The 13,368-nt window shown below is 68.1% G+C and carries 16 protein-coding genes; 4 read left to right on the forward strand and 12 right to left on the reverse strand.

The genetic code is table 11. From position 1 onward, the window contains the following. The gene (locus tag ACYQPG_RS24740) at positions 1-828 is read left to right on the forward strand and encodes a YdcF family protein (protein WP_147906741.1); all 828 of its coding nucleotides are present in this window, start codon (positions 1-3) and stop codon (positions 826-828) included. Here ACYQPG_RS24740 and ACYQPG_RS24745 read toward each other — a convergent pair. The 6 genes from ACYQPG_RS24745 to ACYQPG_RS24770 all read right to left on the reverse strand — a co-directional run bounded on the left by ACYQPG_RS24745 (position 765) and on the right by ACYQPG_RS24770 (position 3,833). Next, on the reverse strand, positions 765-1,073 hold the full coding sequence (locus ACYQPG_RS24745) for a DUF3253 domain-containing protein (RefSeq protein ID WP_461231937.1): 309 nt from the start codon (positions 1,071-1,073) through the stop codon (positions 765-767). The genes ACYQPG_RS24740 and ACYQPG_RS24745 overlap by 64 nt on opposite strands. Continuing rightward, complete coding sequence (locus tag ACYQPG_RS24750) at positions 1,070-1,831, reverse strand: DUF599 domain-containing protein (RefSeq protein WP_147906739.1); 762 nt, start codon at positions 1,829-1,831, stop codon at positions 1,070-1,072. Before ACYQPG_RS24750 ends, ACYQPG_RS24745 begins: the two co-directional genes overlap by 4 nt. A gap of 82 nt (positions 1,832-1,913) precedes the next feature. Beyond that, entirely contained in the window at positions 1,914-2,198 is a 285-nt protein-coding gene (locus ACYQPG_RS24755; protein ID WP_461231938.1) for an acylphosphatase, read from the reverse strand. A 56-nt stretch (positions 2,199-2,254) separates the two neighbouring features. Continuing rightward, positions 2,255-3,103: a formate/nitrite transporter family protein gene (locus ACYQPG_RS24760; protein WP_147938542.1), complete on the reverse strand. Its 849-nt coding sequence runs from the start codon at positions 3,101-3,103 to the stop codon at positions 2,255-2,257. A gap of 145 nt (positions 3,104-3,248) precedes the next feature. After that, complete coding sequence (locus tag ACYQPG_RS24765; RefSeq protein WP_461231939.1) at positions 3,249-3,680, reverse strand: gamma-glutamylcyclotransferase family protein; 432 nt, start codon at positions 3,678-3,680, stop codon at positions 3,249-3,251. Positions 3,681-3,710: 30 nt separating this feature from the next. Then, positions 3,711-3,833 (reverse strand): hypothetical protein, encoded by a 123-nt coding sequence (locus tag ACYQPG_RS24770; protein WP_461231940.1) that lies wholly within the window; start codon positions 3,831-3,833, stop codon positions 3,711-3,713. Between the two features lie 3 nt (positions 3,834-3,836). Here ACYQPG_RS24770 and ACYQPG_RS24775 point away from each other — a divergent pair, with 3 nt between their 5' ends. Continuing rightward, the gene (locus ACYQPG_RS24775; protein ID WP_419830484.1) at positions 3,837-4,049 is read left to right on the forward strand and encodes a hypothetical protein; all 213 of its coding nucleotides are present in this window, start codon (positions 3,837-3,839) and stop codon (positions 4,047-4,049) included. A gap of 27 nt (positions 4,050-4,076) precedes the next feature. Here the strand turns inward: ACYQPG_RS24775 and ACYQPG_RS24780 are convergent, their stop codons facing one another. From ACYQPG_RS24780 to ACYQPG_RS24790, 3 genes are all read right to left on the reverse strand, one after another. Continuing rightward, positions 4,077-6,080, reverse strand: a complete 2,004-nt coding sequence (locus tag ACYQPG_RS24780) for an acetyl-CoA carboxylase biotin carboxylase subunit (protein WP_461231941.1) — start codon at positions 6,078-6,080, stop codon at positions 4,077-4,079. Positions 6,081-6,184: 104 nt separating this feature from the next. After that, positions 6,185-6,625 carry a hypothetical protein gene (locus ACYQPG_RS24785; protein ID WP_147854217.1) on the reverse strand — a complete coding sequence of 147 codons (441 nt, stop codon included), beginning with the start codon at positions 6,623-6,625 and terminating at the stop codon, positions 6,185-6,187. Positions 6,626-6,787: 162 nt separating this feature from the next. Continuing rightward, positions 6,788-7,390, reverse strand: coding sequence for a L,D-transpeptidase (locus tag ACYQPG_RS24790; RefSeq protein WP_147906734.1), 603 nt, complete (start codon positions 7,388-7,390; stop codon positions 6,788-6,790). 182 nt (positions 7,391-7,572) lie between these two features. On the opposite strand from ACYQPG_RS24790, the gene ACYQPG_RS24795 reads away from it, so the two are divergent. Continuing rightward, on the forward strand, positions 7,573-8,502 hold the full coding sequence (locus ACYQPG_RS24795) for a histone deacetylase family protein (RefSeq protein WP_461231942.1): 930 nt from the start codon (positions 7,573-7,575) through the stop codon (positions 8,500-8,502). Between the two features lie 590 nt (positions 8,503-9,092). Beyond that, positions 9,093-9,710, forward strand: a complete 618-nt coding sequence (locus ACYQPG_RS24800; protein ID WP_461231943.1) for a LysE family translocator — start codon at positions 9,093-9,095, stop codon at positions 9,708-9,710. Positions 9,711-9,728: 18 nt separating this feature from the next. Here the strand turns inward: ACYQPG_RS24800 and ribB are convergent, their stop codons facing one another. The 3 genes from ribB to ACYQPG_RS24815 all read right to left on the reverse strand — a co-directional run bounded on the left by ribB (position 9,729) and on the right by ACYQPG_RS24815 (position 13,364). After that, positions 9,729-10,805, reverse strand: coding sequence for a 3,4-dihydroxy-2-butanone-4-phosphate synthase (gene ribB / locus ACYQPG_RS24805; RefSeq protein ID WP_419830488.1), 1,077 nt, complete (start codon positions 10,803-10,805; stop codon positions 9,729-9,731). A 155-nt stretch (positions 10,806-10,960) separates the two neighbouring features. Beyond that, a complete protein-coding gene (gene aroC, locus ACYQPG_RS24810) occupies positions 10,961-12,058 on the reverse strand; it encodes a chorismate synthase (RefSeq protein ID WP_461231944.1) in 1,098 nt (365 codons plus the stop codon). Positions 12,059-12,740: 682 nt separating this feature from the next. Next, complete coding sequence (locus ACYQPG_RS24815) at positions 12,741-13,364, reverse strand: DUF3578 domain-containing protein (protein WP_419830489.1); 624 nt, start codon at positions 13,362-13,364, stop codon at positions 12,741-12,743. Between the last annotated feature and the right edge of the window lie 4 nt (positions 13,365-13,368).

The raw sequence follows: 13,368 nt of genomic DNA on the forward strand, positions 1-13,368 counted from the left end.
ATGTTCTTTCCGCTTTCGAAGGTGGTCTACTTTCTGATCACCCCATCGAATTTCTGCCTCTTCGCCGTCCTGATCGGCCTCGGTCTGGTGGCGGTGACGCGCCGGCGACGCTCCGGTCTGGGGCTCGCCGGTCTCGGCCTGCTGGGCCTGATACTGGGCGGTTTGTCACCGCTGTCGGACATGGCGATGTTGCCGCTGGAGCAGCGCTTCGCGCCGTACCCGGACGACGGGCCCGCGCCGACCGGGATCGTCGTGCTCGGCGGTGCCATCGAAGCGGGTCCGTCCGAGGTGCGGGATCAGGTCATCGTCAACGATGCCGGCGAGCGGCAGATCTACTTCGCCGACCTAGCCCGCCGTTTCCCCGGGGCCCGGCTGGTCTTCTCCGGCGGCAGTGGCTTCATCGGGGGCGGCATTTCGGAGGCCGACATCGTCAGTCGCCAGGCGGATGTCATCGGGCTGCCGCGGACGCGCATGATCCTCGAGAACCGATCGCGCAACACCTACGAGAACGCGATGTTCTCCGCTGCGCTGGTTCAACCGAAGCCCGGCGAGCGCTGGTTGCTCGTGACGTCGGCCTGGCACATGCCCCGGGCGATCGGGTGTTTCCGGAATGCGGGTTTCACGGTCGATGCCTTCCCGGTGGATTACCGGACCCGGGGCTGGGGCGACGTCGCCCATTTCCACGGCTTCGCTTCGGAGGGGCTCCTCCAGCTCGATCTGGCCGTGAAAGAGTGGATCGGCCTCGCGGTCTATCGCCTCGCCGGCTACACGCCGGATTGGTTGCCCGGGCCGGAGCCGGTCGCCGCACCCGGCAGCGCCAGCCGGTAGATCCCCCGGAAGTCGTCCGGGTCCACCGGCTTACCCTTGCGCAGGATCGCGACCCGGCCCGCATGGGCGAGCCGCACCGCCACCCGGCGCACCGGCTGCATCAGCGGGCCCCATCCGTCCGGATGCGGACCGCCCAGAGCCCTGGCCACCTCCGACGGGCAGATCGTCTTGCCGGCCCCACGCTCGGCCACGAGGCCAAGCAGGGTTTCCTCGATCGTTGCCTCGTCAGCTTTGGTCGTGGTCATATCCGTGCCTCTTCGGCGGGGGCCAGGAGCGGACCCTCGTGCGGCCCTTCACCGGCCTCCAGCAACGCCTTGCGGATCTCCGAGGCGAACTGTCGACGCCACATGATGATGACCACGGAGGTTGTCGAGGCGAGCAACACATATGGGCTGATGAACCAGCCGAGATAGGCCAGCGCGAAGAAGAACGCGCGCTGCCCCCGGGCGAAATGGCGCCCCGCGCTGACGTTCATCGCCGCCACCCGGCGGACGGCCCGCAGCATCTCGGTGTCGCTGGCGCCGGACCCCTTCGACGGCACGGCCCCGAGCAGGATCGCCGCGTAGTTGAATAGCCGGTAGGCCCAGGCGAACTTGAAGAACGCGTAGACGAACACGAATGCGAGGCCGGCGACCTTCAACTCCCAGGTGGTCCGGTTCGCCACCGTGCCGAACGGCAGGGTCGCGAACAGGTTGAGCACGTCGTCGCCGGAGCGCGACAGGGTCAGCACCGAGCCCAGCGCGATCAGCGAGGTCGAGGCGAAGAAGGCGGTCCCGTTCTGCAGCGAGGCGTTGATCTGCGTGTCGACCACCCGGTTGTCGCGGCCGATGACCTGCCGGGCCCAGTTGGACCGGTGGACGTTCATGATCTGGCTGAGGGAAACCATCCGACCGCGCAGGCGCCCGACCGACAGGCCGTACGCCACCCAGGCGAGGATGAAGTACACCAGGGCCCCGATATCGAGGGGCGAGAAGGCGGCGCTGCCGGTGGTCGGGTCGGTCATGATCTCGGAGCGCCAGGGAAGCGGATTCGGATACGGCCTGACGGCCATACCAGTCCGGCCCGCCGCGCAGAACCCGCCCGGATCAACCCCGCAGGATGTCGAAGCCGTGCGTCTCGGGCGGATCGCCGCCTTCCTGCACGATGACCTCGCCGACGCGGGCGTGGGGCGGGCCGGAGCGGCATAACGCGACCATCCGGTCCACCGCATCCGGCGCGCCACAGAACACGGCCTCGACCGAGCCGTCGGCGCGGTTGCGGACGAAGCCGGTCAGATCCAGCGCGCGTGCTTCGGCCTGGGTCCAGGCTCGGTAGGAGACGCCCTGGACGCGTCCCTTGACGATTACTGAGACGGTGCAGGTCACGCTCATCGGATCGGCACCGCCTCGCAACAAGCCCGCGCGAACGGCCCGGGCTGCCATACAGCTTATTCGGCCGCCATCGGGCGACGCACGCCGGCGCCGACCCGGGCCGAACGCGTCTCGCCCGTACGGACGTGGGTCGAGTAGAGCATCAGGCCGGTGAAGGCGAGGCCGCCGACGATGTTCCCGAGCAGGGTCGGGATCTCGTTCCACAGCAGGTAATCCATGACGGTCAGGTGGCCGCCCATGAGGATCGCCGACGGGAACAGGAACATGTTCACGACCGAATGTTCGAAGGTCATGAAGAAGAACACCGTGATCGGCATCCACATGGCGATTACCTTGCCGGGCACCGAGGTGGACAGCATCGCCCCGATCACGCCGGTGGAGACCATCCAGTTGCACATCATCGCGCGCACGAAGAGCGTCAGCATGCCGGCGGCGCCGTACTTCTCGTAGCCGAGGGTGCGCGCCTCGCCGATGCCGGCGATCGCCTTGCCGACGGCGTTCGGCTCGGTGGCGAAGCCGAAGGTGAACACGATGGCCATCATCAATGCGGTGGTGAGCGCGCCGGCGAAGTTGCCGAAGAACACCAATGTCCAGTTCCGGGCGATGCCGGCCACGGTGACGCCCGGGCGCTTATCGATCAAGGCGAGCGGCGTGAGCACGCAGACGCCCGTGAACAGATCGTAGCCGAGCAGGTACAGCATCGAGAAGCCGACCGGGAACAGCAGCGCGCCGACCAGCGGCTGACCGGTGGTCTGGTTGATCGTCACCGCGAAGGCGGCCGCGAGCGCCAGGATCGCGCCGGCCATGTAGGCCCGGATGAAGGTGTCTTTGGTGGCCATGAAGACCTTCGATTCACCGGCATCGACGGCCTTCTTCACGAAATCGGCGGGCGCCAGATAGGACATGCGAACCTCTCCCTCGCACGCGGCCGCCGATCGCCGTTGACCGAAGGGCGCGCTGCGCAAATACGACAGCTTTCCGGGGCGAAAGGCTGGTGTGGCTGCCCCGGTCGATCGCGAGCAAGCAGGTTGCGTACCAACTGCCGCCCGTTCAGGCGGGCGGTCCGCGCATCCAGGTACTGAGTTCGCGGATATAGGCCGGCGGAAGCTGGGCGGCACGCGCGGCCGCCAGCACGGCGTCGAGGTATCCGGGTCTTGGCCGGCCCGGTGCGGTGGAGCGGCCGAGATAGATCAGGGCGCGCTTGGTGCCGGCGGCCGTGGTCACGGGCAGCGTCGCCTTGGCGTAGAGCCCGCCCGCGACGCCCTCGTAGCGGTCCAGCGCCGGGATGTCGTCGAGCGCCAGCTCCCACAGGACTCCGTGCACCACCCGGGCGGGATCGCGCACCACCGAGGCGTAGCCCTCGCGCATGACGATGAAGCGATGCCGTTTCAGGGAGCCGCCGCCGATCAGCCGCGAGACCGGGCAGCGCAGGGCCATCGCGGCGGCATCCATGTTCGCGCCGTAGGCGAAGTAGAGGGGCATACCGCAGCGATCAGCGGCCGACCGGTCGAGTCACTTCCCCGATTTGCGCTCGTCGCGCTGCACGGCCCACTCGTTCGCCTGCATCGCCGCGTAGGCCACGGCGACGGTGACGGCGGGAATCACGAACGTCACGAAGATTTCGCCCGAGCTCATGGCTTGATGCTCCGCAGCACGCGCCTGCCGATCGCATGTAAGCCGATGCCTGCGGAAAGCCAGATCGCCGCGAAGAATGCGGTGGCCGGACGCAAGGTCGGCGCGCTCGCGACTCCAAAACTCATGGCCGTGATCGGCGTTACGAACCCGATCACCGCGAAAGCCACCGCGATGTTGTTCAGCGCGGTGGCCAGGAGCTTCGTCTGCTCGTTGTGAACTGCAGTCACGACGAGCGCGCTGCGATCAGGCGAATTCGAGGATCACCGCGTCGACCGCGAGGCTGTCGCCTTCCTTGGCGTGGATCTTCGCGACCGTGGCGTCGCGCTCGGCGCGGAGCATGTTCTCCATCTTCATCGCCTCGACCACCGCGATCGGCTCGCCGTTCTTCACCTCCTGGCCCTCGGTGACCAGGATCTGCTTCACGAGACCCGGCATCGGGCAGAGCACCTGCTTGCCCGAGCCGGCCTGCTCCTTCACCGGCATCAGCGCGGCGAGTTCGGCTTCCCGGCGGGTGTAGACCCGGGCCTCGGCGGCCGCGCCGGCATGCTGCAGGAACACGCCGTTCAGCAGGCCGCGCACCTGGATGGCGACGCGCTCGGAGCCGATCGTTCCGATCCAGACCGGCTCGCCGGGGCGCCACGCACTCGCCACCGTCAGCGCCGTGCCGTCATCGCGGGTGACGATCAGGTCCTCGCCCTCCGGCTCGATGGTCACCGCGTAGGATTGGCCGGCCAGGATCACGACGCGGTCCCGCTCGAACGCGAACAGGCCCGGCGCGCGCATCTGCCCGGAGATGCCGCGCTTGCGCTGGTTCAGCTTGTGGTCGATCGCCGCCGCCGCGGCCATCATGCGGATCGACACCGCACCCGCGGGCTCCGGGGCGACGAAGCCGTTCGGGAATTCCTCGGCGATGAAGCCGGTGGAGAGCTCGCCCTCCTGCCAGCGCGGATGCGCCATCAGTGCGGAGAGGAACGGGATGTTGTGGCGGATGCCGTCGATCGCGAAGGCGTCGAGCGCGTCGCCCTGCGCTGCGATCGCCTCAGCCCGGGTCGGCGCCCAGGTGACCAGCTTGGCGATCATCGGATCGTAGTGGATCGCGATCTCGCCGCCCTCCTCCACGCCGGTGTCGTTGCGCACGATCGCGGTGCCCTGACGGCCCTCCTCCGGCGGCCGGTAGGTTGTCAGACGTCCGATCGAGGGCAGGAAGTTGCGGGTCGGATCCTCGGCGTAGACGCGGCTCTCGACCGCCCAGCCGTCCAGCTTCACCTGTTCCTGGGTGAGCGGCAGCGATTCACCCGCCGCGACCCGGATCATCAGCTCGACGAGGTCGAGGCCGGTGATCATCTCGGTCACCGGGTGCTCGACCTGGAGACGGGTGTTCATTTCGAGGAAGTAGAACGACTTGTCCTGGCCGGCGACGAACTCGACCGTGCCGGCGGAATCGTAGTTCACGGCCTTGGCGAGGGCGACGGCCTGCTCGCCCATCTTCCGGCGCGTCTCGGCGTCGAGCAGCGGCGACGGCGCCTCCTCGATCACCTTCTGATTGCGGCGCTGGATCGAGCACTCGCGCTCGCCGAGATAGATCACGTTGCCGTGCTTATCGCCGATCACCTGGATCTCGATGTGCCGCGGGTCGGTGATGAACTTTTCCACGAACACCCGGTCGTCGCCGAAGGACGAGGACGCCTCGGACTTGGCGCGGGCGAATCCCTCGGCGACCTCGCCCGACGAATGGGCGATGCGCATGCCCTTGCCGCCGCCGCCCGCGGAGGCCTTGATCATCACCGGGTAGCCGATGCCGTCGGCGATCTCGACGGCGTGCTCGGGGCTCTCGATCACGCCAAGGTAGCCCGGGACGGTTGAGACGTTGGCGGCGGCGGCCGCCTTCTTGGATTCGATCTTGTCGCCCATGGCGGCGATGGCGCCGGGATTGGGGCCGATGAACACGATGCCGGCGGCCTCGAGGGCCTTCGGGAAGGCCTCGCGCTCGGACAGGAAGCCGTAGCCGGGATGGACCGCCTGGGCGCCGGTCTGCCGGCAGGCCTCGATGATCTTCTCGATGACCAGGTAGGACTGCGCCGCGGCGGCGGGGCCGATATGGACCGCTTCGTCGGCCATCGCGACGTGCACTGCATCGCGGTCGGCGTCCGAATAGACTGCCACCGTCCTGATGCCCATCTTCCGGGCGGTCTTGATGACCCGGCAGGCGATTTCGCCCCGGTTGGCGATCAGGATCTTATCGAACATCGCTGGCGCATCACTTTCGAGATCGCCGGATTGCACACCGGCTTGACTGTCCCGATAGATCAGTTGCGCCGCGGACGGAAGCTGCGCCTTGGTCGAAGGGTCGCTCAGGCGGCGAGCGCGAAGGTGAGGCGCGGAGCCTGGGCCGCCTCACGGGTCCAGCGGTTGGCGTCCAGCGCGAAGGCCATCAAGGTCTCGGCGCTGCCTTCCGCCTCACGGACGATCTCCATGGCGATCCGGGCGCCGACCGGGCTCGGGCCGTCCCGGCCGCTGAGCGAGCTAGCGAGCCAGGCGGCGACATCCCGGTCGATGTAGCCGGTCGGGCGCAGGCCCCACACGGCGAAGTCGACCACCGAAGCCACAAGAAAGTCCGCGAAGGCCTCGGAGCCGATCACGGCCCGCTCCAGGGCGATCAGCATGTCGGCTTCGTCGCGGCTCATGATCCCCTCCGGCAGAACCTCGCGCTTGAGGACCAGCAGGTCCTCGTCGCTGATCGCGCCAGTGGAAACGGCATGGTTGCAGAACTGTTGAACGGAGATCATGGTCATGGCTGCCTGCTCCTCCGACCTTTGCTGCGGTCGGTGTTTGTCCCGGTGTGATTTGAACTTACGGGACGGCACCCCTGCCGGAAGTTAACGGCAAGATCTGAACGGAAGTTCAGGTAAACACGCACCGAGCAAGCAGGCTTATTGGGACGTTGACCAGTTGCGTTACCGGACGATGACCGTGGCTCCGACCGGGGCACGATCGAACAGGTCCACCACGTCGATGTTGCGCATGCGGATGCAGCCCGACGAGACCGCTTGGCCGATCTTCTCCGGCTCGTTGGTTCCGTGGATCCGGTAGAGCGTGTCCTTGCCGTGATCGGACAGGTAGAGGGCGCGCGCGCCGAGCGGGTTCATCGGTCCGCCCTCCATCGCGTGAACGTGCGGCCAGCGCCGGATCATCTCGGCCGGAGGGTTCCAGGCCGGCCACTCGGCCTTGCGGGTGACCGTGGCTGTCCCGGTCCAGCCATAGGCCTCATCACCCACCGTGACGCCGTAGCGGATCGCCTTGCCGTCCGGCAGCACGAGGTAGAGCTGGCGCTCCCTGGTCTCGACGACGATCGTGCCCGGAGGCTGTCCGGTCGGATCGCTCACCTGGTAGCGCGCGAAGTGCGGATCGAACTCGGCGTCGGGCACGAGCGCCATGAACTCGGCGTCGCGGGCCGAAACCTTCGGGTCGGGCACGGCCTTGAACGTGCAGCCCGCGAGCAGGACGACGCAGGCGATGGCCGGGATGAGACGCGGGATGAGACGCGGGATGAGACGCATGCGGCTGTTCTCGGACCTCCTCCGCGCCGCCGGGCATGCGGCCCGGCCGCAATGCGCCCGCGGAAGAGTCGAGCAACTATAATCAGGGCGGGCACGCACCCGTAGTCCGCGCGTTCCGCCCATGGCACATTGCCGGCTCTTGTTGCAGGCGCGCGACAGGACCGCACCCGGGAGCGACCGTCGTGACCACCCTGTACGTCAGCCATCCCGCGAGTTTCGACCACGAGGTGCCGGAGGGCCATCCGGAGCGGCCGGCGCGGATGCGTGCGATCGAGCGCGCCCTGGAGGACGAGCGCTTCGCGGGCCTCGTGCGGGTCGCGGCGCCCAGGGCGGAGATCGAGGTGGCCACCCTGGCGCATCCGCGCGAGTACGTGGACGCATTGGTGGCGGCGGTCCCGGAGCACGGGATGGTCGGGATCGATGCCGACACCATCCTGTCCGCCGGTAGCCTGGAGGCGACCCTGCGGGCGATCGGGGGCGCCAACCATGCCCTGGATTCGGTCATGGCCGGCGAATGCCGCAACGCCTTCGTGGCGATGCGCCCGCCCGGGCACCATGCGGAGCGGACCCGCTCGATGGGCTTTTGCCTGTTCAACCACGCCGCCATCGCGGCCCGCTACGCCCTGCAAAAGCATGGTGCCGAGCGCGTCGCGCTGGTCGATTGGGATGTGCATCACGGCAACGGCAGCCAGGACATCTTCTGGGACGATGGCAGCGTGCTCTACTGCTCGACCCACCAGATGCCGTTGTATCCGGGCAGCGGCGCCGCCTCGGAGCGCGGCGAGAAGGACACGATCGTCAATGTGCCGCTGCGGCCCAACGACGACGGCGAGGTGTTCCGCGAGGCGTTCGACGCCGGCATCCTCTCGCGGCTGGAGACTTTCCAGCCCGACGTGATCGTGATCTCGGCGGGCTTCGATGCTCACCGCCTCGACCCGCTGGCCAATCTCCGGCTGGAAGCGGAGGATTTCGGGTGGGCGACCCGCAAGTTGATGGACTTGGCCGAGCGGTCCGCCGGCGGCCGGATCGTCTCGGTGCTCGAGGGCGGCTACAGCCTGGAAGGCCTCGCCAAATCCGTGTCCGCCCATGTCGACGCACTCATGGGCCGGTAGGCCCAGACCTATCGAGATGTTCGAGCAAAGGTCGGCACAGGACTGTCCCGCTTGGCCAGTGACTCCTGGTCTTTGCCGAGGGCGTTCTGAAAACTGCCTCGTCATCCCGGGGCCGCGAAGCGGAGCCTAGGATCTAGAACCAGTGTCGGATCAGTGACTTGCGCCGTACGGGGTTCTGGATCCCGGGCTCGCCTACTGCGCCCCGGGATGACAGGGCAGCGGCTGAAATGTCCGCGGAACCCTGGGATCCGCGGAGGAAGCATAACCGTCGGCGACAGGTCTGTTCCTTCCCCGCCCACTTCTCGGCGGTCACCTTGGCGAGAGCTGGTCGCATGCCCTCGGACCTAGCCTGCGCCCTCCAAAACGCTTGGTCCCATGGCCGAAGCGCCTCGCGTGCAGAGCGATCCAAACACCTCGAAACGGCTGACCGGTAGGCCCCTCGCGTGTCCGGTTGCCGCCGGCATCCGGCACGCCATAGTCGGGTCCACCAACGGGCAGGCGAATCGCGCGATGTCACAGAGAATGATCGGCGCGAGACCGGAGGCGGCCCGCCCGGCCGCCGCAAGCCCGTTGGACCCGGGCTCGGCGCGATGACGTCGGCCGGCTTCCTCACCTACGCCTTGGCGCTCGGCGTCGCCGCCGCGGTGCCCGGCCCCGGCGTCGTCGCCCTGATCGCGCGTGCTCTCTCTTCGGGCTTCAAGGCCGCCATGGCCTTCGCGGTGGGGCTGGTCCTGGGCGACCTCACGTTCCTGTCTGCGGCGGTGTTCGGGCTGGCCCTGATCGCGGAGACTTTGGGCGAACTGTTCTTGGTCGTCCGGCTCTGCGCCGGCCTGTATCTCGCCATCCTGGCGGTCCGGCTCTGGCGTTCGGCCGGCCGGACCGACCGGGTGGAGGGCGGCCCGGCCGACCGGCCGCTGGCGAGCTTCGTCGCCGGGCTCACCGTCACCCTGGCCAACCCCAAGACGATCGTCTTCTACCTCGCCGTACTGCCGACGCTGATCGACCTTCGCACCATCACGACCGGGGACTACGCCACACTCGTCGGCCTGACCGGATCGGTGCTCGCTGTGGTGATGACGCCCTATGCCGCCCTCGCGGCACGGGCGCGGGATGCCTTGAGCGAACCTGCCTTCCGCGCCCGGCTGAACAGGGGCGCCGCCGCCATCATGGCAGGCGCCGCATTCTGGACCATCGCGCGCCGCGCCTGAGGCGCGTCCGGCCTCGGATCACCCCTCCAGCGGCTCGTCGCCCAGGAGTTCGATACCGAAGCCCGAGAGGCCGACATACGAGCGCGCCGAGGTCGCGAGGTTGCGGATCGACACGACGCCGAGGTCTCGCAGGATCTGGGCGCCGAGGCCGACCTCGCGCCACTGGCGGGCGCGCAGGGCCTCCGTGCCCTCCTCGGTGGCACTCTTCATGGGAACGCCCGCCGTGCCGTCGCGCAGGTAGACCAGCACCCCACGACCCTCGGACGCGAAGCGCTTGAGCACGGCGTCGATCTGCTTGCCGCCGCCGATCACGTCGGCGGCGACGTTGGAGCGGTGCAGGCGCACCAGCACGTCCTGGCCGTTGCCGATCTCGCCCATCACGAAGGCAAATTGCTGGATCGTCTCGAACGGCGTGGAGAACGCGTAGGCCGTCACGTCGCCGTGGTTGGAATGGACCGTGAAGTGCCCGACCCGCTCCACCAGCCGGTCCCGGGCCTGCCGGTAGGCGATGAGGTCGGCGACCGAGACGCGCTTGAGGCCGTGCGTCTCGGAAAAGGCCTCGATCTGCGGGCCCTTCATCACCGTGCCGTCGTCGTTTGCGAGCTCGCAGATCACCCCGACCGGGGGCAGTTCGGCGAGCTTGCACAGGTCGACCGCGGCCTCGGTATGGCCCGAGCGCATCAGCACGCCGCCGTTGCGGGCGATCAGCGGGAAGACGTGGCCGGGGCGGACGAAGTCGCCGGCGCCCATGTTGCCGTTGGCGAGCGCCCGCACGGTGTTGCAGCGCTGCTCCGCGGAGATGCCGGTGGTCAGCCCGTGCTTGGTGTCGACCGTGACCGTGAACGCGGTGCCCAGCGGCGCGTCGTTCGAGGCCACCATCGGGTCGAGATGCAGCCGGCGGGCCTCATCCTGGGTGATCGGCGCGCAGACGATTCCGCAGGTGTTGCGGATGATGAACGCCATCTTCTCCGGCGTGCAGAGCGAGGCGGCGACGACGAGATCGCCTTCGTTCTCGCGGTCGTCATCGTCGGTGACGACCACGATCTCGCCGCGGGCGAAGGCTGCGATGGCCTCGGTAACGGTGCAATGGGGCACGGATCGCTCTCTCGTCTCGCATCTCTCCGCCCCGCGCGGGGTGGACAGGCCCGGCTCGCCCGCGCCGGAAAAGGGTCCGGCGCGGGCGAGACTGTGAAATCGTGGATCCGAAGCGCTCGGTCGATCGCGGGGCGATCGGCCTCGGCTGCGGCGCGTCAGGCGGCTCCCACCTGTCCGCGGTGACGTAGATAGTGATCGGCCAGCACGCAGGCCATCATGGCCTCCGCCACCGGGACGGCGCGGATGCCGACGCACGGATCGTGGCGGCCCTTGGTAATCAGGTCGACCTCGCCGCCGTCGCGGTTCACCGAGCGGCGCGGGGTCAGGATCGAGGAGGTCGGCTTCACGGCGAAACGCACCACCACCGGCTCGCCGTTGGAGATGCCGCCCAGGATGCCGCCCGCATGGTTGGCCATGAACCGCGGGCGCCCGCCGTTGCCGCTGCGCATCTCGTCGGCGTTGTCCTCGCCGCGCAGGGCGGCGGCCGCGAACCCGTCGCCGATCTCGACGCCCTTCACGGCGTTGATCGACATCATGGCGGCAGCGAGATCCGCGTCGAGCTTGCCGTAGACCGGGGCGCCGAGGCCCGGAGGTACGCCCTCGGCCACCACCTCGATCACGGCGCCGACCGAGGAGCCGTCCTTGCGGATCCCGTCCAGGTAGGTCTCGTAGAGGGCGGCCGTCTCGGGGTCGGGGCAGAAGAACGGGTTGTTGCCGACCTCTTCCCAGTTCCAGCGCGACCGGTCGATGGCGTGCGGTCCCATCTGCACCAGGGCGGCCCGGATGGTGATGCCCGGAATCACCTTGCGCGCCACCGCGCCCGCGGCGACCCGGGCCGCGGTCTCCCGGGCCGAGGAGCGGCCGCCGCCGCGATAGTCGCGGATGCCGTACTTGGCATCGTAGGTGTAGTCGGCGTGGCCGGGCCGGTAGCTGTCGCGGATCTCGGAATAGTCCTTCGAGCGCTGGTCGGTGTTCTCGATCATCAGCGCGATCGGCGTGCCGGTCGTGAACTGACGCCCGCCGGTGCGGTCGTCCGAGAACACTCCCGACAGGATCTTCACTTGGTCGGGCTCGCGGCGCTGGGTGGTGAAGCGCGACTGGCCGGGCTTGCGGCGGTCGAGTTCCGCCTGGATCTCGTCGGCCTCCAGCGCGAGGCCGGGCGGACAGCCATCCACCACGCAGCCGAGCGCGACCCCGTGGCTCTCGCCGAAGGTCGTGACGCGGAACAGGTGGCCGAAGGTGTTGTGAGACATGACGCGGCCCGTCTAGCGCGGGAGCGCCGGTGGCACAAACGGCAGGTGATGCATGCGATCGTTCAGTTCGCGATCAACCCGCCGGGCTGGCATTCGATACGAGCCTGAGGAAGCTCGCCGCATTCAGGGCTCGTTGGCCCGCTTCGCAAAATGAAGCGCCCCAAACCCGAGGATAAGCGCTGCCGCGGGAACGCTCAGCAGGACGAGGAGATTCACGATGCTCATGACACCAACTCCTTCAAGAAGCGCCGCGCAGCGTAATGTCGGCTCGCGCTCGCGATCCAGCAAACAATCGCGATGCAAACAACCCCGGGGATCGGAACGCTCGGCGGACTCGATGTGTGCAAGACTGCAAAGATTGGCACCAGTCCACCAACGGCGAAGATCGATCCAGCGATCGCATTGACATAATTTTCGGTCAGCTTTGTTCGCTCATTCACAATAAGAATGGTCCGCGGAGAGGGTCTGTTTTTGAGAGCGATCTGTCCATCTGTCGTGACTCGAGCTTCTTGCTCGGCATTTTCACCTCAACAGGGCCCTGTGCGAAGGTGAATTTCAGACGAATTCATTGCCCGTCGTTAGATCGCACTCTGTCAATCCGAGTTTATTAGATGGCAATCGATTTGCTATAAACCGAATGTTTATTTCATGCATTTATCCATAATTCAATACGAATGGTAGTTCATGCGATTGAAAGGCCTTCTTTGGCCTCTCCCCGTTCGAGACCACCCCGCCCCTTGAGCGCCCGATAAGCCGCCACGCCCGCCGCCAGATCCGCGCGCAGCCGCCGCTCGTCGCCGAGGTCGTCGAGGGCGTAGGTCAGGCCGAGGATGTGCGCGGCCTCGTAGCCCTCCGGCAGCTCGCCGGCGCTGCCGAGGGTGATGGACCGGTTCGGCAGGCGCTCGGCGAAGTCGGCGAGGCGTGCGCGCAGGGCATCCCCGCTGGCGCGCAGGTAGGCCTCGGCGCGCGGCCCGTGCTCGCGGATCGCGGCGACGGTCCCCTGCGCCAGCGACAGGTGGACGACCGGGCGGTGCGCCGGGAACAGGTAGACGAGATAGTAGCCCCGCGTCGCACTGGTCGTGACGGCCGGGTCGAACACCGCCAGCCACGGGACGGCGGCCCAACGGGTGCCCCGGCCGGGACTGCCCTTGACGAGGAACGGGCCATCGATCGGTTCGAGGGCTGCCCGCAGCTCATCCGGCGCCCCGCGTCGGATTACCGCCGCGAGGGGATGCCTGGCCGGCGGATCGAGGCGGGCGAGCGGGTATTCCTCGACGATCCGGCCCAGGGCGTGGCCGAGGCTCACCCAC

It is taken from the genome of Methylobacterium sp. CM6246 (assembly GCF_054818005.1).

Coding starts and splice junctions, on each gene's coding strand:
- ACYQPG_RS24760 (WP_147938542.1), bottom strand. CDS start 3,103: ATGTCCTATCTGGCGCCCGCCGATTTCGTGAAGAAGGCCGTCGATGCC.
- ACYQPG_RS24755 (WP_461231938.1), bottom strand. CDS start 2,198: ATGAGCGTGACCTGCACCGTCTCAGTAATCGTCAAGGGACGCGTCCAG.
- aroC (WP_461231944.1), bottom strand. CDS start 12,058: ATGTCTCACAACACCTTCGGCCACCTGTTCCGCGTCACGACCTTCGGC.
- ACYQPG_RS24800 (WP_461231943.1), top strand. CDS start 9,093: ATGACGTCGGCCGGCTTCCTCACCTACGCCTTGGCGCTCGGCGTCGCC.
- ACYQPG_RS24740 (WP_147906741.1), top strand. CDS start 1: ATGTTCTTTCCGCTTTCGAAGGTGGTCTACTTTCTGATCACCCCATCG.
- ACYQPG_RS24770 (WP_461231940.1), bottom strand. CDS start 3,833: ATGAGCTCGGGCGAAATCTTCGTGACGTTCGTGATTCCCGCCGTCACC.
- ACYQPG_RS24785 (WP_147854217.1), bottom strand. CDS start 6,625: ATGACCATGATCTCCGTTCAACAGTTCTGCAACCATGCCGTTTCCACT.
- ACYQPG_RS24745 (WP_461231937.1), bottom strand. CDS start 1,073: ATGACCACGACCAAAGCTGACGAGGCAACGATCGAGGAAACCCTGCTT.
- ACYQPG_RS24780 (WP_461231941.1), bottom strand. CDS start 6,080: ATGTTCGATAAGATCCTGATCGCCAACCGGGGCGAAATCGCCTGCCGG.
- ACYQPG_RS24790 (WP_147906734.1), bottom strand. CDS start 7,390: ATGCGTCTCATCCCGCGTCTCATCCCGCGTCTCATCCCGGCCATCGCC.
- ACYQPG_RS24750 (WP_147906739.1), bottom strand. CDS start 1,831: ATGACCGACCCGACCACCGGCAGCGCCGCCTTCTCGCCCCTCGATATC.
- ACYQPG_RS24765 (WP_461231939.1), bottom strand. CDS start 3,680: ATGCCCCTCTACTTCGCCTACGGCGCGAACATGGATGCCGCCGCGATG.